The organism is Leucobacter iarius (genome assembly GCF_039530105.1).
GTDB classification, from domain to species: Bacteria; Actinomycetota; Actinomycetes; order Actinomycetales; family Microbacteriaceae; genus Leucobacter; species Leucobacter iarius.
Genome location: NZ_BAAAOB010000005.1, coordinates 53708 through 74738, shown reverse-complemented (window position 1 = coordinate 74738; position 21031 = coordinate 53708). Strand labels below are relative to the sequence as shown.

24 protein-coding genes are annotated in these 21031 nt (G+C 69.5%); 16 read left to right on the top strand and 8 right to left on the bottom strand.

Annotated features, from left to right (window positions below; all coding sequences use genetic code 11):
* The first annotated feature begins 47 nt into the window (after positions 1-47).
* Complete coding sequence (gene glpX, locus ABD169_RS14620; protein WP_344033387.1) at positions 48-1031, top strand: class II fructose-bisphosphatase; 984 nt, start codon at positions 48-50, stop codon at positions 1029-1031.
* Between the two features lie 588 nt (positions 1032-1619).
* On the opposite strand, the gene ABD169_RS14615 is transcribed toward glpX, so the two are convergent.
* The 3 genes from ABD169_RS14615 to ABD169_RS14605 form a co-directional block, all read right to left on the bottom strand.
* On the bottom strand, positions 1620-3227 hold the full coding sequence (locus ABD169_RS14615; protein WP_344033386.1) for a DNA recombination protein RmuC: 1608 nt from the start codon (positions 3225-3227) through the stop codon (positions 1620-1622).
* 129 nt (positions 3228-3356) lie between these two features.
* On the bottom strand, positions 3357-4130 hold the full coding sequence (locus ABD169_RS14610; protein ID WP_046455741.1) for an amino acid ABC transporter ATP-binding protein: 774 nt from the start codon (positions 4128-4130) through the stop codon (positions 3357-3359).
* Entirely contained in the window at positions 4127-6352 is a 2226-nt protein-coding gene (locus tag ABD169_RS14605; RefSeq protein ID WP_344033385.1) for an ABC transporter substrate-binding protein/permease, read from the bottom strand. The genes ABD169_RS14610 and ABD169_RS14605 overlap by 4 nt, the downstream gene beginning before the upstream one ends.
* Positions 6353-6540: 188 nt before the next feature.
* Here ABD169_RS14605 and ABD169_RS14600 point away from each other — a divergent pair, with 188 nt between their 5' ends.
* Together ABD169_RS14600 and ABD169_RS14595 are read left to right on the top strand one after the other, a co-directional pair.
* The gene (locus tag ABD169_RS14600; protein ID WP_344033384.1) at positions 6541-7926 is read left to right on the top strand and encodes a sensor histidine kinase; all 1386 of its coding nucleotides are present in this window, start codon (positions 6541-6543) and stop codon (positions 7924-7926) included.
* A complete protein-coding gene (locus ABD169_RS14595) occupies positions 7923-8615 on the top strand; it encodes a response regulator (RefSeq protein ID WP_344033383.1) in 693 nt (230 codons plus the stop codon). The genes ABD169_RS14600 and ABD169_RS14595 overlap by 4 nt, the downstream gene beginning before the upstream one ends.
* Positions 8616-8646: 31 nt before the next feature.
* Here ABD169_RS14595 and ABD169_RS14590 read toward each other — a convergent pair whose 3' ends face one another.
* Positions 8647-9231 carry a 3'-5' exonuclease gene (locus ABD169_RS14590; protein ID WP_344033382.1) on the bottom strand — a complete coding sequence of 195 codons (585 nt, stop codon included), beginning with the start codon at positions 9229-9231 and terminating at the stop codon, positions 8647-8649.
* Between the two features lie 150 nt (positions 9232-9381).
* Between ABD169_RS14590 and ABD169_RS14585 the strand changes: the two genes are divergently transcribed.
* The 4 genes from ABD169_RS14585 to ABD169_RS14570 all read left to right on the top strand — a co-directional run bounded on the left by ABD169_RS14585 (position 9382) and on the right by ABD169_RS14570 (position 12321).
* A complete protein-coding gene (locus ABD169_RS14585; protein ID WP_344033381.1) occupies positions 9382-9873 on the top strand; it encodes a DUF1761 domain-containing protein in 492 nt (163 codons plus the stop codon).
* An 11-nt stretch (positions 9874-9884) separates the two neighbouring features.
* Positions 9885-10958, top strand: a complete 1074-nt coding sequence (ychF, locus tag ABD169_RS14580; RefSeq protein WP_344033380.1) for a redox-regulated ATPase YchF — start codon at positions 9885-9887, stop codon at positions 10956-10958.
* A 221-nt stretch (positions 10959-11179) separates the two neighbouring features.
* Positions 11180-11968, top strand: a complete 789-nt coding sequence (locus ABD169_RS14575; protein WP_344033379.1) for a CPBP family intramembrane glutamic endopeptidase — start codon at positions 11180-11182, stop codon at positions 11966-11968.
* 26 nt (positions 11969-11994) lie between these two features.
* Positions 11995-12321 (top strand): hypothetical protein, encoded by a 327-nt coding sequence (locus ABD169_RS14570; protein ID WP_344033378.1) that lies wholly within the window; start codon positions 11995-11997, stop codon positions 12319-12321.
* Between the two features lie 38 nt (positions 12322-12359).
* Here the strand turns inward: ABD169_RS14570 and ABD169_RS14565 are convergent, their stop codons facing one another.
* The gene (locus ABD169_RS14565) at positions 12360-12806 is read right to left on the bottom strand and encodes a hypothetical protein (protein WP_344033376.1); all 447 of its coding nucleotides are present in this window, start codon (positions 12804-12806) and stop codon (positions 12360-12362) included.
* A 53-nt stretch (positions 12807-12859) separates the two neighbouring features.
* A complete protein-coding gene (locus ABD169_RS14560) occupies positions 12860-13168 on the bottom strand; it encodes a hypothetical protein (protein ID WP_344033375.1) in 309 nt (102 codons plus the stop codon).
* A gap of 288 nt (positions 13169-13456) precedes the next feature.
* Here ABD169_RS14560 and ABD169_RS14555 point away from each other — a divergent pair, with 288 nt between their 5' ends.
* The 4 genes from ABD169_RS14555 (at position 13457) to ABD169_RS14540 (ending at position 16740) form a co-directional block, all read left to right on the top strand.
* A complete protein-coding gene (locus ABD169_RS14555) occupies positions 13457-13816 on the top strand; it encodes a hypothetical protein (RefSeq protein WP_344033374.1) in 360 nt (119 codons plus the stop codon).
* Entirely contained in the window at positions 13816-14532 is a 717-nt protein-coding gene (locus ABD169_RS14550) for an esterase/lipase family protein (protein ID WP_344033373.1), read from the top strand. The genes ABD169_RS14555 and ABD169_RS14550 overlap by 1 nt, the downstream gene beginning before the upstream one ends.
* An 88-nt stretch (positions 14533-14620) precedes the next feature.
* Positions 14621-15046 carry a VOC family protein gene (locus ABD169_RS14545; protein WP_344033372.1) on the top strand — a complete coding sequence of 142 codons (426 nt, stop codon included), beginning with the start codon at positions 14621-14623 and terminating at the stop codon, positions 15044-15046.
* 32 nt (positions 15047-15078) lie between these two features.
* Positions 15079-16740: an ABC-F family ATP-binding cassette domain-containing protein gene (locus ABD169_RS14540; RefSeq protein WP_344033371.1), complete on the top strand. Its 1662-nt coding sequence runs from the start codon at positions 15079-15081 to the stop codon at positions 16738-16740.
* A 34-nt stretch (positions 16741-16774) separates the two neighbouring features.
* Here the strand turns inward: ABD169_RS14540 and ABD169_RS14535 are convergent, their stop codons facing one another.
* Complete coding sequence (locus ABD169_RS14535; RefSeq protein WP_046455729.1) at positions 16775-17173, bottom strand: hypothetical protein; 399 nt, start codon at positions 17171-17173, stop codon at positions 16775-16777.
* Between the two features lie 77 nt (positions 17174-17250).
* Here ABD169_RS14535 and ABD169_RS14530 point away from each other — a divergent pair, with 77 nt between their 5' ends.
* The 4 genes from ABD169_RS14530 (at position 17251) to ABD169_RS14515 (ending at position 19420) form a co-directional block, all read left to right on the top strand.
* Positions 17251-17853, top strand: a complete 603-nt coding sequence (locus ABD169_RS14530; RefSeq protein ID WP_344033370.1) for a GrpB family protein — start codon at positions 17251-17253, stop codon at positions 17851-17853.
* A 64-nt stretch (positions 17854-17917) separates the two neighbouring features.
* The gene (locus tag ABD169_RS14525) at positions 17918-18313 is read left to right on the top strand and encodes a zinc ribbon domain-containing protein YjdM (RefSeq protein WP_344033369.1); all 396 of its coding nucleotides are present in this window, start codon (positions 17918-17920) and stop codon (positions 18311-18313) included.
* 22 nt (positions 18314-18335) lie between these two features.
* Positions 18336-18968, top strand: a complete 633-nt coding sequence (locus tag ABD169_RS14520) for a class I SAM-dependent methyltransferase (RefSeq protein WP_344033367.1) — start codon at positions 18336-18338, stop codon at positions 18966-18968.
* Entirely contained in the window at positions 18965-19420 is a 456-nt protein-coding gene (locus ABD169_RS14515; RefSeq protein ID WP_344033366.1) for an SRPBCC family protein, read from the top strand. Before ABD169_RS14520 ends, ABD169_RS14515 begins: the two co-directional genes overlap by 4 nt.
* Positions 19421-19439: 19 nt before the next feature.
* Here the strand turns inward: ABD169_RS14515 and ABD169_RS14510 are convergent, their stop codons facing one another.
* The gene (locus tag ABD169_RS14510; RefSeq protein ID WP_344033365.1) at positions 19440-19988 is read right to left on the bottom strand and encodes a GNAT family N-acetyltransferase; all 549 of its coding nucleotides are present in this window, start codon (positions 19986-19988) and stop codon (positions 19440-19442) included.
* A 52-nt stretch (positions 19989-20040) separates the two neighbouring features.
* Here ABD169_RS14510 and ABD169_RS14505 point away from each other — a divergent pair, with 52 nt between their 5' ends.
* On the top strand, positions 20041-21015 hold the full coding sequence (locus ABD169_RS14505; RefSeq protein ID WP_344033364.1) for a hypothetical protein: 975 nt from the start codon (positions 20041-20043) through the stop codon (positions 21013-21015).
* Positions 21016-21031: the final 16 nt, after the last annotated feature.

Genomic DNA, 21031 nt, shown 5'->3' with positions numbered 1-21031 from the left:
CGGCCCATGGCCGCTATGCGCCTCAGTCTACGCGGTAGGCTGGAACCATGACCGAATCCCACTCGCTTGGCAACTGGCAGCCCGACCGCAACCTCGCGATGGAGCTCGTCCGCGCGACCGAGGCCGCGGCGATCCGCGCGACGCCGTTCATCGGCCGCGGCGACAAGAACGCCGCCGACGGCGCCGCTGTCGACGCCATGCGCCGCTTCCTCTCGACCGTCTCGATGGACGGCACCGTCGTCATCGGCGAGGGCGAGAAGGACGACGCCCCCTGGCTCTACAACGGCGAGCGCGTCGGCAACGGCGAGGGCGCGGCGTGCGACGTCGCGGTCGACCCGATCGACGGCACCCGCCTCACCGCCGAGGGCCGCCCCGGCGCGCTCTCGGTGATCGCGGTCGCCGATCGCGGCAGCATGTACGACCCCTCGGCCGTCTTCTACATGGACAAGCTGGTCTGCGGCCCCGACGGCGTCGGCGTCGTCGACATCCGCAAGCCGATCGGCGCGAACATCCGCGACCTCGCGAAGGCGAAGGGCGTCGACGTCTCCGACATCCGCGTCGCGGTGCTCGACCGTCCGCGTCACGAGCAGCTCATCGCGGAGATCCGCGCGGCCGGCGCCGGCACGCGCCTGCTCATGGACGGCGACGTCGCGGGCGGCTTGAACGCGGCCCGCTGGGATTCCCGCATCGACCTGTGCGTCGGCATCGGCGGCACCCCCGAGGGCATCATCACGGCCTGCGCGGTGAAGGCGCTTGGCGGCGTGATCCAGGGCAAGCTGTGGCCGAAGGACGACGACGAGCGTCAGAAGGCGATCGACGCCGGGCACGACCTCGATCGCGTGCTCGAGGCGAACGACCTCGTCGCGAGCGACAACGCCTACTTCGTGGCGACCGGCATCACCTCGGCGGACTTCGTCGAGGGCGTGCAGCGCCGCGGCCCGTTCCTGCGCGCCGAGAGCATCGTGATGCGCTCGCACTCGGGCACGATCCGCCACATCGTCAGCGACATGGATCCCGACCGCTGGAACTAGTGCTCGGCTGAGCGCCGCTTCGAGTCAGGACGCCCCTCGGACCCCGGTCCGAGGGGCGTCCTGCGTTCTGGGCGAGCATGGCGGCGTTCTGAGACGCCGTCTCGTCGGTGCGGCGGTCTCCGTCCGTGCCGCCGGCTTCGGTGTTGTGGCGCTGTGGTGCTTTGGCGGTGTGGTGGTGTGGTGCTTTGGTGGTGTGGCGCTGTGGCGCTGTGGCGCTTCGGCGTTTGGTGCTGTGGTGGGGTGGCGCCTCGGGTGCAGCATCTCGGAGTTCCGCAGCTATTCGGAGCCGCCCGTCCCGAACCGTCCGGCATCCCGCAGATCCCCGAGGACGTGCAGCGCTCGGCGCGCCGCTCAGCAGGAGATCCGGGTTCAGTAGGAGATCCGGGTTCAGTAGGAGATCCGGGTTCAGCAGGAAGAATCTAGCAGGATCGTCCTTCTGAACCCGAATCTCCTTCCGAAGCCAAAACCAGAGCCTCCGCACGACTTGGAGCCACACCACCCCAGCCCAAAAAAACGCCAGAGCCCCCTGGCACGCAGGGGGCTCTGGATCAGGGGGCTCTGGCGCACGCGGCTCTGGCGGAGGTCGGGTCAGCCGCGGGCGGGGTCCTCGAAGAGGGTCGGCTCGGTGCCCGCGGCGCCCGCCTCCTCGGGTTCGGCGCCGGAGAGTGCCAGGCCCTCGGCCTCTTCGAGCGCTTCGGCGTCGGCGAAGACATCGCCGATGGCGGCCGAGTCGAAGGTCTCGACCGAGCGCAGCGTGCGAGTGACCGCCCGAGTGCGCACGCCCGCCTGGTGCACCGTGTTCTGCGCGGTCTGGAGCTGCTTCTCGAGCTTCTCCCACACCTGGCCGTACTTCTGGAATTCGGACTTGGCCGCGCCGAGCACCTGCCACACCTCGGAGCTGCGCTTCTCGATGGCGAGGGTGCGGAACCCGAGCTGGAGGCTGTTGAGCAGCGACATGAGCACCGTGGGTCCCGCGACCGTGATGTGGTACTCGTTCTGCAGGCGGCTGGCGAGGCCGGGCCTGCGGATCACCTCGGCGAAGAGCCCCTCGGTCGGCAGGTACATGATGGCGAAGTCGGTGGAGTGCGGCGGTTCGATGTACTTGTCGCGGATCAGCTTCGCCTGCGTGAGGATGACCTTCTCGACCACCTTGCTGGCGGCCTCGATCTGATCCTTCTCGCCGCCCTCCTGCGCTTCGAGCAGACGCTCGTAGTCCTCCTGCGGGAACTTCGAGTCGATGGGCAGCCAGACCGGGGTCTCACCGTCGCCGCGGCCGGGCAGCTTGATGGCGAACTCGACGCGCTCGGCGGATCCCGGTCGCACGGCGACGTTCTCGGCGTACTGCTCGGGGGTGAGCATGTCTTCGAGCTGGCGCGCCAGCTGCACTTCGCCCCAGCTGCCGCGCGTCTTGACGTTGGTGAGCACGCGCTTGAGCCCGCCGACGTCGGACGCGAGGGTCTGCATCTCGCCGAGGCCCTTCTGCACCTGTTCGAGCCGGTCGCTGACCAGCTTGAACGATTCGCCCAGCCGTCGCTCGAGCGTGCCCTGCAGCTTCTCGTCGACGGTCTCACGCATCTTCTCTAGCTTCGCCTCGTTGCCCTGGCGCAGCTTCTCGAGCTCCTCGCGCAGCGTCTGCTGCAGCTCGGCCTGCTTCGACACGTGCGTCTCGGTGAGGTGCTGGATCCGCTGCGCGTTCTCGTCGAGGGCCGACTTGAGGGTCTCGCGCAGCTTCTCGTCGACGGAGACGCGGACCTGTTCGAGTTTCGCCTCGTTCGCCTCGCGGAGCACCTCGAACCGCTGCTCGATCGAGGCCCTGAGCTCGCCCTGCGCCTCGGCCGCCGACTGCGCGGCGCGGTGCTGGCGGTCGCCCAGCTCCGACAGGGATCGGGCGAGGAGGTCGCGCAGTTCGCGCTGCGCCGCAGTGCGGGACTCGCGTTCGCGAATGAGCTCCTGCGCCTGCGCGGCCCCACGCGTCTCTTGCTGCTGGTGGCCGCTCGCGATGACCTGCGCGAGTTCGCCGCGCTGCGTCGCGAGATCCTGCCGCAGCTCACCGGTGAAGGCGCGCATCTCGCCGCGCACGGCGTCGGGCGAGCTTGAACCCGAACCCGCGCTGCCCGTGCGGCGGACGAGCAGCACGAGCACGAGCGCGAGGAGCGCGATCGTGAGCGCGCTCAGGATGATGAGGAGGAGTTCCATTGATGCACCGGTTCGCCAGGAGGACAGGGGATTCGAAGTGATTGGAGGCTATCGGGCACCTCCGACAAAGACGGGAGCCCCGTGCCGCGCAGCGCGCGACCCGGGGCTCCGATCCCTGAGGGACGATCCTCAGAGCACCTTGCTCAGGAATTCCTGCAGGCGCGGGGTCTGCGGGTTGTCGAACACCTGGGCCGGGTCGCCCTGCTCGCAGACCACGCCGTCGGCCATGAACACGACCTTGTCGCAGACCTCGCGGGCGAAGCCCATCTCGTGCGTCACCAGCACCATCGTGATGCCCGTCTTCGCGAGCTCGCGGATCACCTCGAGCACTTCGCCGACCATCTCGGGATCGAGTGCCGAGGTGGCCTCGTCGAACAGCATGATCGCGGGTTCCATCGCGAGGGCGCGGGCGATCGCGACGCGCTGCTTCTGTCCGCCCGACAGCTGCGCCGGGCGCGCATCCGCCTTCTCCTCGAGGCCGACGCGGCGCAGCAGCGCGAGCGCCTGCTTGCGCGCTTCCTCCTTCGACCGCTTGCCCGTCTCGACCGGAGCGAGCATCACGTTCTCCACGACGGTCATGTTGGGGAAGAGATTGAAGTGCTGGAACACCATGCCGACGTGCCGGCGCACCTCGTTGATGTCGACCTTCGGATCCATGATGTCGAAGCCGTTCGCCACGACGGTGCCCGCGGTCGGGACCTCGAGCTTGTTGAGGCAGCGCAGGATCGTCGACTTGCCGGATCCCGACGGCCCGATGAGCGAGACGACCTCGCCGGGCGCGACCTCGAGGTCGATCCCCTTGAGGACCTCGTTCGAACCGAACGATTTGCGGAGCCCGGTCACGCTGATGCCCGCGCCGCTGACGACGACGGGAACCGTTCCGGAGGTGAGTTTGTCGCTCACTTGTTCACCTTCTTATCCACGATGTTGGCGACCCAGGTCAGCAGGGTGATCACCACGAAGTACATGATGCCCACGATGATGAGCATCTCGGTCGTGCGGTAGTTGGCCGCGTAGATCTGCTGCGCCTGGTAGAGCAGCTCGGCGAAGCCGATGGTGAGCAGCAGGGAGGAGTCCTTCAGGGTGATGACGAACTGGTTGATGATCGCCGGCGTCGAGATCTTGACCGCCTGCGGCACGACCACGCGCTGCATCGACTTGCCCCAGCCGAGGCCGAGGGATCGCGCGGCCTCCATCTGGCCCGGATCCACGGCCTGCAGGCCGCCGCGCACGATCTCGGTGAGGTAGGCGCCGGAGTTCAGCGCCAGCGTCGCGGTACCGGCCCAGAACACGTTGCCCGTCACCCCGGTGAGCTGCGGCAGGCCGAAGTAGAACAGGAAGGCCCAGACCAGCACCGGGGTGCCGCGGAACACGGCGACGTAGACGGCCGCGATCCCGCGCAGGGTGCGCGAGGTCGAGATCTTCATGAAGCCGAAGATGAGGCCGAGCACCATCGCGATGATGAACGCCATCATGGTGATGCGCAGGGTGTTCCAGAGGCCTTCGCCGAGCGCGGGCATCGAGTCGACGAACAGCTGGATGAACCCGGGCTGCGCCTTGGCGCCGCCGTCGGCCGTCGCCGAGGTGTCCTTCCCGAGGTAGGTCTCGAGCGTCTTCGCGTAGCTGCCGTCCGCCTTCATGCGGGCGAGGCCGTTGTTGAACGCTTCGAGCAGGTCGGCGTTCTTGCCCTTCGCCACGGCGAAGCCGTACTGGCCGCCCGGGATCTTGGCCGTGACGACCTTGAGCCCGTTGCCCTGCTCGATGCCGTACTTGAGCACCGGGTAGTCGTCGAACACGGCCGCGGCGGATCCGTTCTTCACGGACTCGATGAGGCTGGTTGACTGGTCGAGCGCCTTGACGGTGAAGCCGTACTTCTCGGAGAGCTTCTTCGCCTCCGACTCGCCTTCCGATCCGCCCTTGGCGACGACGGTCTTGCCCTTGAGGTCCTCGTAGCCCTTCACATCGCTGTCCTTGGCGACGGCCATCTGCACGCCGGAGTCGAAGTAGGGGTCGGAGAAGTCGAAGGTCTGCTTGCGTTCGTCGGTGATGGACATGCCGGCGATGACGCCGTCCGCCTGCCCGGAGGTGACCGCCGAGACCGCGGCCTGGAACCCGAGCGACTGGATGTCGACCTGGAAGTTCTCCTCCTTCGCGATGTGGTTCAGCAGATCCATGTCGATGCCGACGAGCTGCCCGTCCTTGCGGAACTCGAACGGCGCGAACGTCGTGTCGGTCGCGATCGTGAACTTCTTGCCGCCCAGATCCATCGCGGTCGGCGCCTCGTCGCCGCTGCCCGCGGTCCCGCCGGTGCCGAGGTACTTCTCGAGGATCTTGTCGTACGAGCCGTCGGACTTGAGCGCCGCGAGCCCCTCGTCGAACGCGGCGAGCAGGTCGGCGTTCTTGCCCTTCGCCACGGCGAAGCCGTACTGGCCGCCGGGGATCTTGTCGGTCACGACCTTGAGCCCGTTGCCCTGGGCGATGCCGTACTTGAGCACCGGGTAGTCGTCGAACACGGCCGCGGCGGATCCGTTCTTCACGGACTCGATGAGGCTGGTCGACTGGTCGAGCGCCTTGACGGTGAATCCGTATTGGCCGGAGAGCTTCTTGGCTTCGGCCTCGCCCTCGGATCCGCCCTTGGCGACGACGGTCTTGCCCTTCAGATCGTCGTAGCCCTTCACGTCGCTGTTCTTCGCGACGGCCATCTGCACGCCCGAGTCGAAGTAGGGATCGGAGAAGTCGAAGGTCTGCTTGCGCTCGTCGGTGATGGACATGCCGGCGATGACGCCGTCCGCCTGGCCGGAGGTGACGGCCGAGACGGCCGCTTGGAATCCGAGGGACTGGATCTCGACCTGGAAGTTCTCCTTCTCGGCGATGGCGTTGAGGAGGTCCATGTCGATGCCGACGAGCTTGCCGTCCTTGCGGAACTCGAACGGTGCGAAGGTCGTGTCGGTCGCGATGACGAACTTCTTGCCCTTGAGGTCGGCGGTCTTCGCAGGCGCGGCGTGCGCGGGGCCCGCGGACGGGGGCGCGGCCTGCGCGGCGGATCCCGCGACCAGCATGACGAGGCCCGCGATCACCGCCCCGATCGCCAGCCGCAGGCTGAATGGATGCTTGCTCTGATGCACTGAGGGCTGCTCCTTCGTTGGAGGCTCCGCGGTCTGCGGGCCGTGGGTCCAGGGTAGGCACATCTCAGCGAACTCGCAGCCCGAGCGGATCTGCGGCGTGCCCGATCCCGGACTGGGGAGGAACCCCACCCCGGTTCCGGGGGTGCACCGGATGGGCGGTGCTGAGGCGACCCGGCAGACTGATTGACATGACCGCTCACGAACTCATCGAATCCGGCCAGGTACCCCGTACCGCCGGGTCGCATCCGTCCTCCGAGCCCGCCGCGCTCCGAGCGACCGGATACTGGGGCCTCTGGCGCGCAGCGCCGAAGACCCTCGGGATCCTCCTCCTCGCGATGCCCTTCTCGATCGTCGCCTTCGCCGTGCTCCAGACCCTGTTCCTCGTCGGTCTCGGATCGATCGTCCTGGTGTTCGGCGTCTTCCTCGTGGTCGGGGCCCTGCTCACGGCCCGGATCTTCGGGGACGCCTGGGCCGGCCTCATCGGCACCGCCGTCGACCGGCCGATCACCCGCCCCGTCCCGCCGCCCGCGCGCCCGGGCGGACTCCTCGCCCGGCTCGGCGGGCAGCTCTCGCACGGCGCCGGATGGCGCGCCCTGCTGCACAGCGGGCTGCTGCACATGCCGCTCACCGTGGCGCTGTGGGGCATCGCGCTGATGTGGACCGTCGTCGCGGTGACCGGACCGACCGCGTGGATCTGGAACCGGCTGATCCCGAGCAGCGGAGAGAACATCCACCTCAGCACCGTCATCTGGGATTCCGTGTTCGGCTCGTCGATGCCCGTGGATCCGCTGACCGGCGACGCGATCCTCTACGGCGTGCTCGGCCTGATCTTCCTCGCCACGCTGCCGCTCGTGCTGCGCGGTCTCGCGATGGTCGACTGGGCGGTCTCGCGCGCCCTGCTCGGGGAGACCGCCGGGGATCGCCTGCAGCGCGACGTCGTGCAGCTCGAGATCGCCCGCGAACTCGCCGCCACCGAGGAGCACCGCACCCTCGGCCAGCTCGAACGCGACCTGCACGACGGCCCGCAGCAGCGGCTCGTGCGCCTGCAGATGGATCTCGCCGCGGCCGAGCGCCGCATGGCCGACGACCCGGCGGCCGTCTCCTCGTTGCTCGCCGAGGCCCGCAGCACCGCCGGCGCCGCGCTCGACGAACTGCGCGCGCTGTCCCGCGGCGTCGCCCCGCCCCTGCTGGCCGATCGCGGCCTGCGTGCGGCGCTCGAAGCGATCGCCGACGGCGCGCCGATCCAGACCCGCATGACCTGGGCCGTGGGCGAGGGCGTGGTGCTCTCCGAGGTCACCGAGCGCACCGTCTACTTCATCGCGGCCGAGTGCCTCGCGAACGCCGCGAAGCACTCGGGGGCCGGACGCTTCGACCTGCACCTCGCGGACGACGCCGGCTGGGCGATCCTGACCGCGAGCGACGAGGGCCGCGGCGGCGCCATGTTGCTGCCGGGTCACGGACTCTACGGGCTCGATCAGCGGGTGCGCGGCGTCGGCGGATCCATCACCCTGTCGAGCCCCGACGGCGGTCCGACCGTGATCGTCGCCCGCATCCCCGTATCGTTGGGGGCGTGACCGACTCGCATCAGACCGAAGTCCTCGTGCCCGCGCTCCGCATCGCGCTGGCCGAGGACTCCGGTCTGCTCCGGGAGGGGCTGATCCGCCTGTTCGACGAGGCCGGGTACGAGACGGTCGTCGCGGTCGGCGACGCGGATCGGCTGCTCGTCGAGCTCGAGCAGCACCCGGTCGACCTGGTGGTGCTCGACGTCCGCATGCCGCCCGGGTTCCGCGACGAGGGCGTGCGCGCAGCGCTCGCGATCCGCGAGCGCTGGCCCGATCGCTCGGTGCTGCTGCTCAGCCAGCACGTCGAGCTCGTCTACGCGGGGGAGCTGCTCGCCGGCGATCCGTCCGGCGTCGGATACCTGCTCAAGGATCGCGTCGCCTCGCTCGACGAGTTCCGCGACGCGGTCGCCCGCCTGCGCGCGGGCGGCACGGTGCTCGACCCCGAGGTGGTGCGCGGCCTCATGCAGCGGCATCGGGATCCGGTCGAGCGCCTGACCGCGCGCGAGGGCGAGGTGCTCGGGCTCATGGCCGAGGGCAGGAGCAACCCCGAGATCGGCGCGGCGCTCGTCGTCAGCGCCGGAGCCGTCGAGAAGCACATCTCCGCGATCTTCCAGAAGCTCGGACTGACCGACGCGGCGGCGGGCCACCGGCGGGTGCTCGCCGTGCTGACCTGGCTGCGCAGCGCAGGCGAAGCGGGCTAGCCGGATCGCCCGTACCCCGGCTCCTGCGCGCCTAGAGCTTCAGCGGGATCGCTTTGAGGGTCTGCAGGCGCAGCCCCGTCGCCTTCGCGAGCGCCGTGACGTCGTCGACGCCGTGCCGAAGGGCCGCGTCCGAGATAATCGCCGCGCAGGCCTCCGAATCGGCGAGCGCGTCGTGGTGGTGGAACTCGCCGTAGCCCGCGGCCGCCGCGGCGAGCGGGAGCCGGTGCGACGGGATGTCGTAGGTCTTGCGCGAGACCTGCACGCTGCAGAGATAGCGGAACTTCGGCGTCGGACTCACCGTCGCCGCACAGGATCCGCGCACCACGCCCATGTCGAAGCCCGCGTTGTGGGCCACCACGATGTCGGATCCGACGAAGTCGACCAGGTCGGGCAGCTGCGCGGCCCAATCGCGCGCGCCCTCGACCATGTCGGGCGTGATCCCGTGGATCTTGATGTTCCAGTGCTGGAACTCGCCGTGCTCGGCCGGCGGCTTGATGAGCCACTCGGCGCGCTCGACCACCCGGCCCGCACGGACGCGCACGAGACCGACGGCGCACGCCGAAGCGGCGTGGCTGTTCGCGGTCTCGAAATCGATGGCGGTGAAGTCGACTGTCACCCGAAGATCCTGACACACGCCACCGACAACTCCGTGCGAGGCCGTTTCCGACGGCTCGGATCCTGTGATTCCGGGAAGCCGCACCGATGTCCCCGCAGTGGGGCAGAATGGGCGATAGGCGCGGCGCTCGCCGCCGGAAGGAGGCGCGGCATGATCCCCGCAATCAACTACTGGGCCGTCATCGCGGCCACGCTCTCGACCATGGTCGTCGGCGCGGTCTGGTACTCCAAGGGCGTCATGGGCACCCGCTGGATGAAGCTCACCGGCGTGCAGCCCGAGGGCAAGCCGGCGATCGCGATCGTGCTCCCGCTGCTCGTCACGCTGGTCGTCAGTTTCATCACCTCGTGGGCGCTGGCCTGGGTGGTCGGCATGATCACGATCCCCGGCCCCGCCGGCGCGGAGGTCAACAGCGCGGAGATCGTCGCGACGTTCACCGGGCCCATCGACCGCTTCGCGTTCTTCGGCACCGCGCTCGTCGCCGGGATCATCCTCTGGGCCGGATTCACGGCCGCGCGCTTCATCACGCACGACGCCTTCGAGGGGCGACCGGTCAAGCTCACCGTGCTCAACGTGGTGCACGAACTCGTCACCATCGTGGTGCTCTCGATCGTCATCGGGGTGTGGCCGCCCGCACTCGCGTAGACTGAACCCCCGTGGCTCTGACTATCGGCATCGTAGGACTCCCCAACGTGGGCAAGTCCACTCTTTTCAACGCGCTCACCCAGAACGACGCGCTCGCCGCGAACTACCCGTTCGCGACCATCGAGCCGAACGTCGGCGTCGTCAACCTGCCCGACCCGCGGCTCGACAAGCTCGCCGAGATCTTCGGCAGCGAGCGGATCCTGCCCGCACCGGTCAGCTTCGTCGACATCGCCGGCATCGTGCGCGGCGCCAGCGAGGGCGAGGGGCTCGGCAACCAGTTCCTCGCGAACATCCGCGAGGCCGACGCCATCGCGCAGGTCGTGCGCGGCTTCTCCGATCCCGACGTGATCCACGTCGACGGCGCGGTGAACCCGGCCAGCGACATGGAGACGATCAACACCGAGCTGATCATCGCCGACCTCCAGACCCTCGAGAAGGCGCTCGTTCGCTACGAGAAGGAACTGAAGAACAAGAAGATCGACGCGTCGGTCGTCGAGACGGCGAAGGCCGCGCAGGCCGTGCTGAACGAGGGCACGGTGCTCTCGCACTCCGGCATCGACCTCGAGCCGATCCGCGAACTGGGCCTGCTCACCGCGAAGCCGTTCCTCTACGTATTCAACGTCGACGAGGAGGTGCTGCAGGACGACGCGAAGCGCGAAGAGCTCGCAGCCCTCGTGGCTCCCGCCAAGGCGATCTTCCTCGACGCCAAGATCGAGAGCGAGCTCATCGAGCTCGATCCCGCCGACGCCGCCGAACTGCTCGCGTCGATCGGCCAGGCCGAGAGCGGTCTCGACCAGCTCGCCCGCGTCGGCTTCGACACCCTCGGGCTGCAGACCTACCTCACCGCGGGCCCCAAGGAGGCGCGCGCGTGGACCATCAAGAAGGGCGCGACCGCGCCGCAGGCCGCCGGCGTCATCCACGGCGACTTCGAGAAGGGCTTCATCAAGGGCGAGATCATCTCGTTCGAGGACCTCGTCGAGACCGGCTCCGTCGCCGAGGCCCGCGCCAAGGGCAAGGCCCGCATGGAGGGCAAGGACTACATCATGCAGGACGGCGACGTCTGCGAGTGGCGCTTCAACGTCTGACCCGCCCCGCACTGCGCTGCTGAACGAGGGCCCGCCCGACCGGAAGGTCGGGCGGGCCCTCGGCGCTGTCCCCGGCGATGAGCGCGCGCGGCATGCGCTTCTCGCAGCGGTTGAGCCCACCTCCGGAGCACTACACTGATCTCATTCTCGCCCGGGGGCGAGGTCAGCAACGCGCCTGTCGACCGGGCACGGCGAAGCTTCGCCCATGAAAGGGACCGCGCATGTCCGACACCCGTACCGAGCAGCTTCGCGTCCGCCCCAAGGTCTGGATCGGACTCGCCATCTGGGTGGGGTACGTGATCGTCGTCTTCGTCGTGGGCAAGCTCTCGGGCGTGCCGTACACGGAGCTCGGACGGGACGGCGGCACCCTCTTCCTCGGTGCGGGGCTGATGCTCATCGTCGGAGCGATCCTGCTCGCCATCACCGCGAGCCTGCTCGGCTGGTGGCGGCCGGCGCTCTTCGAGCGCGAACGCAGTGCGCGGTGGCCGATCTTCGTGCCCGCGATCATGGTGGTCGCGCTGCTGATCAATCTCGTGAGCGTCGACTGGGGATCCTACGACCTGGGCTTCTTCGCAGCATCGATCGTGCTGATGCTGGTCGGCTTCACCGAGGAGATGGCGACTCGTGGATTGCTCATCGTGGGTCTTCGAAGCCGGCTTCCCGAGGGCTGGGTGTGGTTCCTCAGCTCGGCTGCGTTCGGGCTCATGCACCTCACCAACGCCTTCGGCGGGCAGAGCATCGGTCTCACGCTGAATCAGGTCGGCATGGCGTTCCTCGGCGGCACGGTGTTCTACATCCTCCGCCGGACGACGGGGACCTTGATCTGGGCGATGATTCTCCACGGGCTCTGGGACTTCTCCACCTTCGCCGTCGGCCACGGCACGCCGGGTCCGCTTCTGGGGCTGAGCGGCATCGTCAACTACATCGCGGGCTTCGCGGCTCTGGCGGTCGTGGCCTTTGTGATTCGGGGGAGTCGCGAGCGGACCCCAGCAGCGGTCTCGTCGGAGTGAGCCCGAGCTCTGCCGAGGGCGCTGCGATGAACGGCATCGCTCCAGCGAGGCGCACGATCCGCCTCTTCCCCGACTACGGTCGCGATTGGCCGCTGTGGGAGAACTCGACCCCGACCTGGGACGTGGGATACACGACGACTCCCGAGACCTATGGTCTGTCCGAGGCGTTGACCCGCGATCTGGCCGACTGGAACTCGCTGTGGGAACGGAGCTTCGACCCGTTCGACGGATGGGCGGACGCTGCTGCTCGAGAGCAGTGGCGAGAACGCGGAGCGAGCATCGCCGAACGCCTGCGAGAGGAAGTCGCCGACTTCGCCGATGTGTCGTACGAGCCGTGGCCTCTCGACTGCTGACCCGCCGCGCCGCGCTGCGCTCCTGAACGAGGGTCGGATCAGTCCGGCTTCGGGACCGGAACGGGGATCGCCGTGGTGCGGATCTCGCGTGCCAAAGGATCGGGCGTCACTCGGATGCCTTCCGAATCTTCGATGACGCTGAAGACGGTGACTTCATCGGAGCCGCTGAAGCGGACTTCGACGAAGTGCTCCGCTCCCATCTGTTCGGATGGATTGTCCGTGATCGAGGCTTTCGCGAGACCGCCCTGTCTGTTCGCCTGCGACTTGATGGCCGCCATGCTCTCCCGCAGAGAAGCGCTGGAGAGGTCTGCAGGAACCACGAGTCGGGCGGCCTCGGCGTCATCGTCCATTGCCGCTGCGAAAAGGTGGTGTACCGCATCGGTGCTGGATTCGATGCCCGGCTGCTTGACGCTCGCGCCGCAACCGACGAAAGCGATCGTGGTGAGCAGCGTCGTTGCTGCGACAAGGATTCGAGTGGCGCGCATCGCCCTACTCTAGACAGGGAACATGTGCGCTGCTCCCTCGCCTTTTCCGCTGATCAATTCATGATCCCCCATGCGAACCAGTTGCCGTCTCCGCCCTTCGCACAGGCCTTGTACCAAACGATCGAGCGGCCGTTCTTCTTCCAATAGGAGGTGATTCGCTTCTGGTCCGCGACGCATCCCGAGCTGCCCTTGCCGACCGCGATCATCGTCGTCCCGCCACCCGCGGCAGGAGGAGTGATGCGCTGGTCCGCGTGCGCTGGGGTGGCGGTCTCGGTGAGGACCATGCCGGTGCTGACGGTGAGGGTGAGGGCGACGGCAAGAGCGCTCGCGAAGAGGCCGCGCTTTAAGTTCATGGTTTCCATGGGGGCAGCCTAGGCGAAGGGTGCTTCCGCGCAAACCCTCAGGATTCCTGGGCGACCCGCCGGCATGAACAAGCTGACGGGATCCGCGCAAGGAATACGCGCTGCTGCCCCCTGCGTGACATCGGAATGAGCATTGAGATCCAGCACCGGATGGTTGCCTGAGGGCAATAACTACTATTGTCGATATCTCTTGGGGGAGATCACCGAAGAGTTAGAGTACCGGCCTAGTCTGGACCCTGAGGCGGAAATGCGAGACGACGAAAAGGTCCGCCGAACGGAGGGCGGCCAGTGTCCAAACACAAGACCCCCGAGCAGCGGGCCGACGAAGAACGCCGGTACGCGCTCGCGAGCGGCGCGTGCACCGACGCGGAGTTCGAACCGTTCTTCACCGATCCGAACCAGGCGATCCGCAACGCGGCGGCGCTGAACCCCGACGCGAGTCCGGCGGTGCTCGACCGCTTCGCCGACGACCGGTTCTGGAGCGTGCGGGTCGCGGTCGCCGAGCATCCGAGCACGGCGCGCGCGACCCTGCTGCGACTGCTCGAACCGGATCCGCGCAAGCGCGGCGTCGTGCACCACGCCGCGCGCGAACGGCTCGAAGCGGACGGGATCCGCTTCGACGACGACGGCGCACCGATCGAGGCGTGATGCGGACGCGACCGGAACCGCAGCCGGAGCCCCTGCCGCCCCTGCGTCGGCTCGGCGTCCACGCCTCCGACTACGCCTGGGCGGTCTCGAGCATCTGGGAGGGAGCCCGACGACCGCACCCGCCCGAGCGCTTCCGGCACGGTGGCCTGGCGCCGGTCGTGCTCGTACCCGGGGTGCTCGAGAGCTGGACCATGATGCGCCTCATCGCCGAGCGGTTGAACCGTGCCGGGCACCCGGTGCACGTCCTGCCCGAGCTGCGGCTCAACACCGCCCCGCTTGCCGAGGGGGCCGCGCTGGTCGAGGAGCACCTCCGCGCCGGGGACCTCCGCGACGCGGTGATCGTCGCTCACAGCAAGGGCGGACTGATCGCGAAGCTCGTGCTGCTCGGCGAAGAGCAGGAGCGGGTCGCGCGAGTGATCGCGATCGCGACGCCGTTCGCGGGATCCGAGCTCGCGCGCTGGATGCCGACGCGCACACTGCGGTCGCTGCACCCGAGCGATCCGAGTATCCGCGACCTCGTGGCCCGCACCGAGGCCGACGCGCGGATCGTGTCGATCCATCCGCCCTTCGACCCGCACATCCCCGGAGGCTCGCGTCTCGCCGGCGCCGAGAACGTGCCGACCGCGGAGTCCGGGCACTTCCGGATCCTCGGCTCGCCGGAGGTGCTCGACGCGGTCGAACAGCTCGCCGGTCACGACCCGGTGACCGGATCCTGAACAGCCGCCCCGAAGCTCTGGCGCGATCCTCCGCGGCGGGGCATGCTGAGTGCATACGCAGGTCCCGACGACAGAAACGGATCCCATCATGGCTGCATCGCTCGCAAGCTACATCGCACTCCCGGGGACGACCGGGGAGGCGATGGAGCACTGGCACGACGTGTTCGGCGGAGAACTCCAGATCATGCGGTACGGCGACGTCCCGCCCATGGAGGGCATGCCCTTCACCCCGGACCCGCAGGCCGTGGCGCACGCGACCCTCGTGCTGCCGGGCGGCACCATCGCGGGCGGCGACGCCATGGAGGACGGCAACGACTACAACGTGCGCGGCAGCGCGTACTCGCTGCTCTACACGACCGACACCGCCGACGAGGCGCGCGGGCTCATCGCGAAGCTCGTCGACGGCGGCGGCGAGGTCGGGATGCCGTTCGAGCGGGCACCCTGGGGCGGCTGGTACGGGCAGGTCTTCGACCGCTTCGGCGTGATGTGGTCGTTCTCCACCGACAACGACTGATCCGGGCGGCGTCACCCGTCTACAGTTGACGGGTGACTGCAACGCTCGTGGCCAACGGCCTCGCGGGAGGGTACGCCCACCGCACCCTGTTCGAAGGGCTCGACCTGACGGTCGCGCCCGGTGACGTGATCGGCGTCGTCGGCGTGAACGGGGCCGGCAAATCGACGCTGCTGCGGATCCTCGCCGGCGAGCTCGACGCGCAGGCGGGCAGCGTGTCGCTCGCGCCGGCCGACGCGTTCGTCGGTTGGCTCCCGCAGGAGCACACGCCGGTCGATGGCGAGACGATCGGCGCCTACGTCGCACGCCGCACGGGCGTCGCGGCGGCCACGGTGCGCTTGGACGCGGCGTCGGCCGCGTTCGCGGATCCCGATGCGGCCGCTCCCGGCGCGCCGGATCCGGCCGACGAGTACTCGGCCGCGCTCGACCGCTGGCTCGCGGCGGGGGCGGCGGACCTCGAGGATCGACTGCCCGCGGTGCTCGCCGAGCTCGGCCTCGAACTCGGCACCGAGGCGCTCATGACCGCGCTGTCCGGCGGGCAGAAGGCGCGGGTCGCGCTCGCCGCGCTGCTGTGCTCGCGCTTCGACATCGTGCTGCTCGACGAGCCGACCAACGACCTCGACCTCGACGGGCTCGCCAAGCTGGAAGCCTTCGTGCAGGGGCTGCGCGGGGGCGTCGTGCTCGTCAGCCACGATCGAGAGTTCCTCGCGCGCGCGGTCACCCGCGTGCTCGAACTCGATCTGACGCAGCACACCAACCGCGTCTACGGCGGCGGCTACGAGGCCTACCTCGAGGAGCGGGCGATCCTGCGTCAGCAGGCGCGCGACGACTACGAGGAGTTCGCGGCGAAGAAGGCCGACCTCGTCGGCCGCGCCCGCACGCAGCGCGAGTGGTCGAGCAAGGGCGTGCGCAACGCGATGAAGAAGGCGCCCGACAACGACAAGATCAAGCGTAAGGCGTCGATGGAGTCGAGCGAGAAGCAGGCGCAGAAGGTGCGCCAGATGGAGAGCCGGATCGCGCGCCTCGACGAGGTCGAGGAGCCGCGCAAGGAATGGCGCCTCGAATTCACGATCGGGGCTGCGCCCCGGTCGAGCTCGGTCGTCGCGACGCTCAACGAGGCCGTCGTGCGTCAGGGCGAGTTCGTGCTCGGCCCGGTCTCGGTGCAGGTCGACGCCGGCGAGCGGATCGGGATCACCGGCCCCAACGGCGCCGGGAAGTCGACGCTGCTTCGGCTGCTCCTCGGTGAGCGGACTCCCGACGCGGGCTCGGCGAGCCTCGGATCCTCGGTCGCGATCGGGCAGATCGATCAGACCCGCACGCTGCTGACCGGATCCGCTCCGCTCGCGGAGGCGTTCGAATCCCTGGTGCCCGAGTACACGAGCGCCGAGGTGCGGACGCTGCTCGCGAAGTTCGGGCTCCGCGCCGATCACGTGCTGCGTCCGCTCGACGCGCTATCGCCGGGGGAGCGCACGCGCGCCGGGCTCGCGCTGCTGCAGGCGCGCGGTGTCAACGTGCTCGTGCTCGACGAGCCGACGAACCACCTCGATCTCGAGGCGATCGAGCAGCTCGAGCAGGCGCTCGAGGCTTACGAGGGCGCGCTCCTGCTCGTCACCCACGACCGGCGGATGCTCGAGAACGTGCGCCTCGACCGGCGCTGGCACGTCGAAGCGGGGCGGGTCGAGGACCGCATCGTCTGAGCGCGGGCGACCGGCGCTCGCGCCGGCGGCCGGGTCACACGGCCGCGCGGATCCGTTCGGCGAGCTTCTGCGCGACCTTCTTGTTCTTCGGCCCGTCGAGCAGCGCCTTCGGGCGCCCGGCCAGGTTCGCCAGGTAGATCGAGAGCCGCGATCCCTGGGGCGTCGGCGTGATCTCGATCCCCGTCGCGAGCTCCCAGCTCAGCAGTGTCTTCTTCGTGACCACGGCGAAGGCGAGACGGTCGTCGCTGACGCCGACGATCTGATGCCCGGCCTCGGTGATGACCCGTTCGACGGCCGCGCTGACCGAGGCCGGATCGTTCGGCAGCTCGATCTGAGCCTCCGCCGAGGTATCGACGAAGTCGAACGATGGAGCGAAGGCCGGGCCGTACTGATCGACGAAGCGGGAGTTCAGGATCTTATCGAAGACTGACATGGGCGCAGTCTACGTTCGACCGAGGGATCCCGCACCCGTCCGATGCTCGTGCACCCGGCCCGGCTAGCCTGGTCCCCATGCCTACTCCGCGCGAGATCGTCGATTTCTCCGAAGACCCGGCACCTCCGGGCGCATCCCCGTGGGTCGGCCCGAAGGCGACGGAACGCATCGAGCTGGGAGCGGCGGATCCGAGCTGGCCCGCACGGTTCGACGCGGTCGCCGATCGAGTGCGCGACGCGCTCGGTCCGCGCGCGCTCGAACTGCACCACGTCGGATCGACCTCGGTGCCCGGCCTCGATGCGAAGCCGATCATCGACGTCGACCTCATCGTGGCGGACCCGTCCGATGAAGCGGCCTGGTTGCCCCCGTTGGAGGCGGCAGGATTCGAGCTGCGGGTGCGGGAGCCCTGGTGGCAGGGGCACCGGATGCTCCGGTCGGGGGATCCCGTGACGAACTTGCACGTGTTCGGGCCCGAATCCGCCGAACCGTGGAAGCATCGCGTGTTCCGCGACCACCTGCGCCGCGACGCCGGGGACCGCGAGCGCTACGCTTCGGCCAAGCGCGCCGCGGCCGAGCAGGCCAATCGACGAGGCGAGACCACCATGGACTACAACCTGCGCAAGCAGGAGGTGATCCGCGAGATCTACGACCGGGCGTTCCGCGCCGCCGGGCTGATCTAAGGCGCCGCCGAGCCGGTATTCTGGTGGCGGCATACGAATCGAATCGACGGAGGGCCGCGCGAGCATGACCGAGACGACCGAGACCGGCACGGAGATGCCGCCCTGCCCCGAGTGCGGGAGCGAGTACGCGTACGAGTCGGGCGCGCTGCTGGTCTGCCCCATGTGCGGGCACGAGTGGGCTCCGGCCGATGGCCCCGTGAACGGCACCGACGGCGATTCGGCGGACGGCGAGCGCGTCGTGCGCGATGCGGTCGGCAACGTCCTCTCCGACGGCGACACGGTCACCCTCGTGAAGAGCGTCAAGGTCTCGGGCGGCGGCGGTGGCGCGATCAAGGTCGGCACGAAGGTCACGGGTATCCGGCTGATCACCGACGGCGTCGGCGATCACGACATCGACGCGCGCGTTCCCGGGTTCGGCAAGCTGCAGCTCAAGTCGAGCGTCGTCAAGCGGGTCTCCTAGGTCGGACGGGTCGGGGCCGGCGGTGGATCAGCAGCGAACGGGAGTCCGGGAATCGGTCGGCGCGGCCTACGGAGCACGGGCGGCCGAGTACACCGAGCTGCTCGGCTCGGTCGAGGCGCTCGCCGCGCAGGATCGCGACACGATCTCGACCTGGGGCGCGGGCATCGACGGTCCCGTGCTCGACGCCGGCTGCGGCCCGGGGCACTGGACCGAGCATCTTCGGGCGCTCGGCGTCGATATCACCGGCATCGACCTGACCCCGGAGTTCGTGGACATCGCACGGAGCCGATTCCCCGAGGCGCGGTTCCGCGTCGGTGCGCTCGAAGCGCTGCCCGTCGCGGACGCCGCGCTCGGCGGACTGCTCTCCTGGTACTCCGTCATCCACACGCCGCCCGATGGTGTTCCGGCAATTCTGCGGGAGCTCGCCCGCGTCCTGCGGCCGGGCGGCTCCCTGCTGCTCGGCTGCTTCGAAGGACCGCGACTCGAAGCGTTCGACCACGCCGTGACCACGGCCTATTTCTGGCCGGTCGCCGAGATACGCATCGAACTCGAGCGTGCCGGCTTCGCGGTCCGCTCGGTGCGCACCCGAACCGACCCGGGCAGCCGACCGCACGCGGAGTACCTCGCGGAGCGCGTCTGCGAGGTTGCGGCATGATCCGCCTGCGGCTCGAGACCCGCATCGCCGCGACCCCGGCCGAGTGCTTCGCGCTGAGCCTGTCGGTCGACGCGCACACCTCCTCCATGAGCGACTCCCGCGAGCGCGCCGTCGGGGGAGTGACCTCGGGCGAGATGCGCGCGGGGCAGACGGTGACCTGGCGTGCGGTCCACTTCGGGATCCCGTGGCGCATGACCTCGCTCATCTCGGCATACGACGCGCCGCACCGATTCGTCGACGAGCAGGTCGCCGGCCCGTTCGCGCGCTGGCACCACGAGCATCGCTTCGAGCCGGACGGCGACGGCACCCGCATGCTCGACCTGGTCGAGTTCGCGGCACCGTTCGGTCCCCTCGGGCGAATCGCCGAGCGGATCGCGCTGCGGCGATACCTGACCCGCCTGCTGGAGCGGCGCAACGACTGGCTGCGCGAGACGCTCGAAGCGCGGCGCTGACGGCCGGCCCGGAATCCGCCTATCCTGCCCGATCCACCGCGAACGCCAGGTGCGGCATGTCGATGCCGCGGTAGTGCTTCACGAACCGGCTGCGCACGGTCATGCCGAGCCGGATCGCGACGTTCATCGAGGCGAGGTTCGTGTCGCGCACCTGGGCGTAGACGCGATCAGCGCCCAGGACGGTGAAGGCATGATCCCGGCACGCGGCCGCGGCCTCCGTCGCGTAGCCGTGATGCCAGTGCGCACGATTGAAGAGGTACCCGACCTCGAGCACGTCGTCGCCGTCGATGCGCTGCCGCGTGATCCCGCACTGGCCGATCACCGGAGCACCGTCTCCCGCGCTGTCGGGTCCGCCGGAGGACGACGAGCGCAGCTCGACCGCCCAGAGACCGAACCCATCGTTCCGGTAGCGCTCGAGCTGCCGATCCAACCAGTCGCGCACCATCGCCTCGTCGAACGCGCCCTCGTACGCCGTCATCGCGACGGGATCCTGCAGGATCGCGCGCAGCGCGGGCAGGTCGGCCGCCGTCATCTCGCGCAGGCGGAGGCGTTCGGTCTCGAGGATCATCCGTCCAGTCTCGCACCGTCGGCTCGGCGTCACCGTGCAGTAGCGTGACACCATGCGCACACCCGACCGCCGGGGCCGCGGTGACCGGACCGAACCGTCCGGCTTCCCCGGCGATCTCCCCGCCGAAGCCGTCGAACGGATCGGGATCCTCGCCGCGAGATCGGTGAGCGTCGACCGCGAGCTGCGGAGAACCCTGGCGCCGCGCCTGGCCGCGACCCACGCGATCGCCCGGCGAGCGAGGGCGGACGCGGCCGCCGGTGCGCGCCGCACCGCGCAGGGCCGAGGCGCGCCACCGGAACGCCCCGGTCGGGGCACGCGGATCCTGTGGGGTGCGCTCTGCATCGCGCTGATGGTCGCGCTGATCGCGCTCGCCGCCACGTTCGGGCCGATCAAGCACTCTTCGACGACGAGGCCCGACGTCCCCTGGGCCATCGCGGTGGTCGCAGGGATCGTCGCACTCTCGACGGCCGCGCTGCTGCACCTGCTGCCCTCGCCGCGACGGGGGTATCCGCTCTACGTCGCCGAGGTCTGCGCGTGGCTGAGTGCCGGGATGCTCGTGCTCGTGATCCTCTATCGGGCCTTCGGCCTGCACTGGCGCGAGACCGAGTTCTCCCCGGAGCAGATCCGGCTCTGGCTCCTGTGCGCCACGACGGTCGCACCGCTCACGGTGCTGCTCGCGTCGCGGTGGCGGCGCAGACGCGCACGGCTCTCGCCCGAGGAGCGCCTCCGCGGGTCCCAGCGGCCCCGGCCGCCCGGCGCGGACGCGTTCGTCGCGGCGCTGCGCACGATCGTGGAAGCCGCGGGCGGGATCCCGCAGGCGGTGCGCGACGACTGGCGCGCACGCCTCGACCGGGAAGCGCGTCGCGCCGCGGGCACCGGAACCGGAGGCGCTCCGGCGGGAGCGGGGGCGGGCGGAATCCTCGCGGCGCTCGCCGCAGCGGACGGGCTCGACCCGGTCGAGGTCCTGGCTCGGATCCACGCGGACGGCGGTCGCGACGTCGAGCGCGTCGCCGCTGCGCTCCGCTGATCCCGCTGCTAGCCTG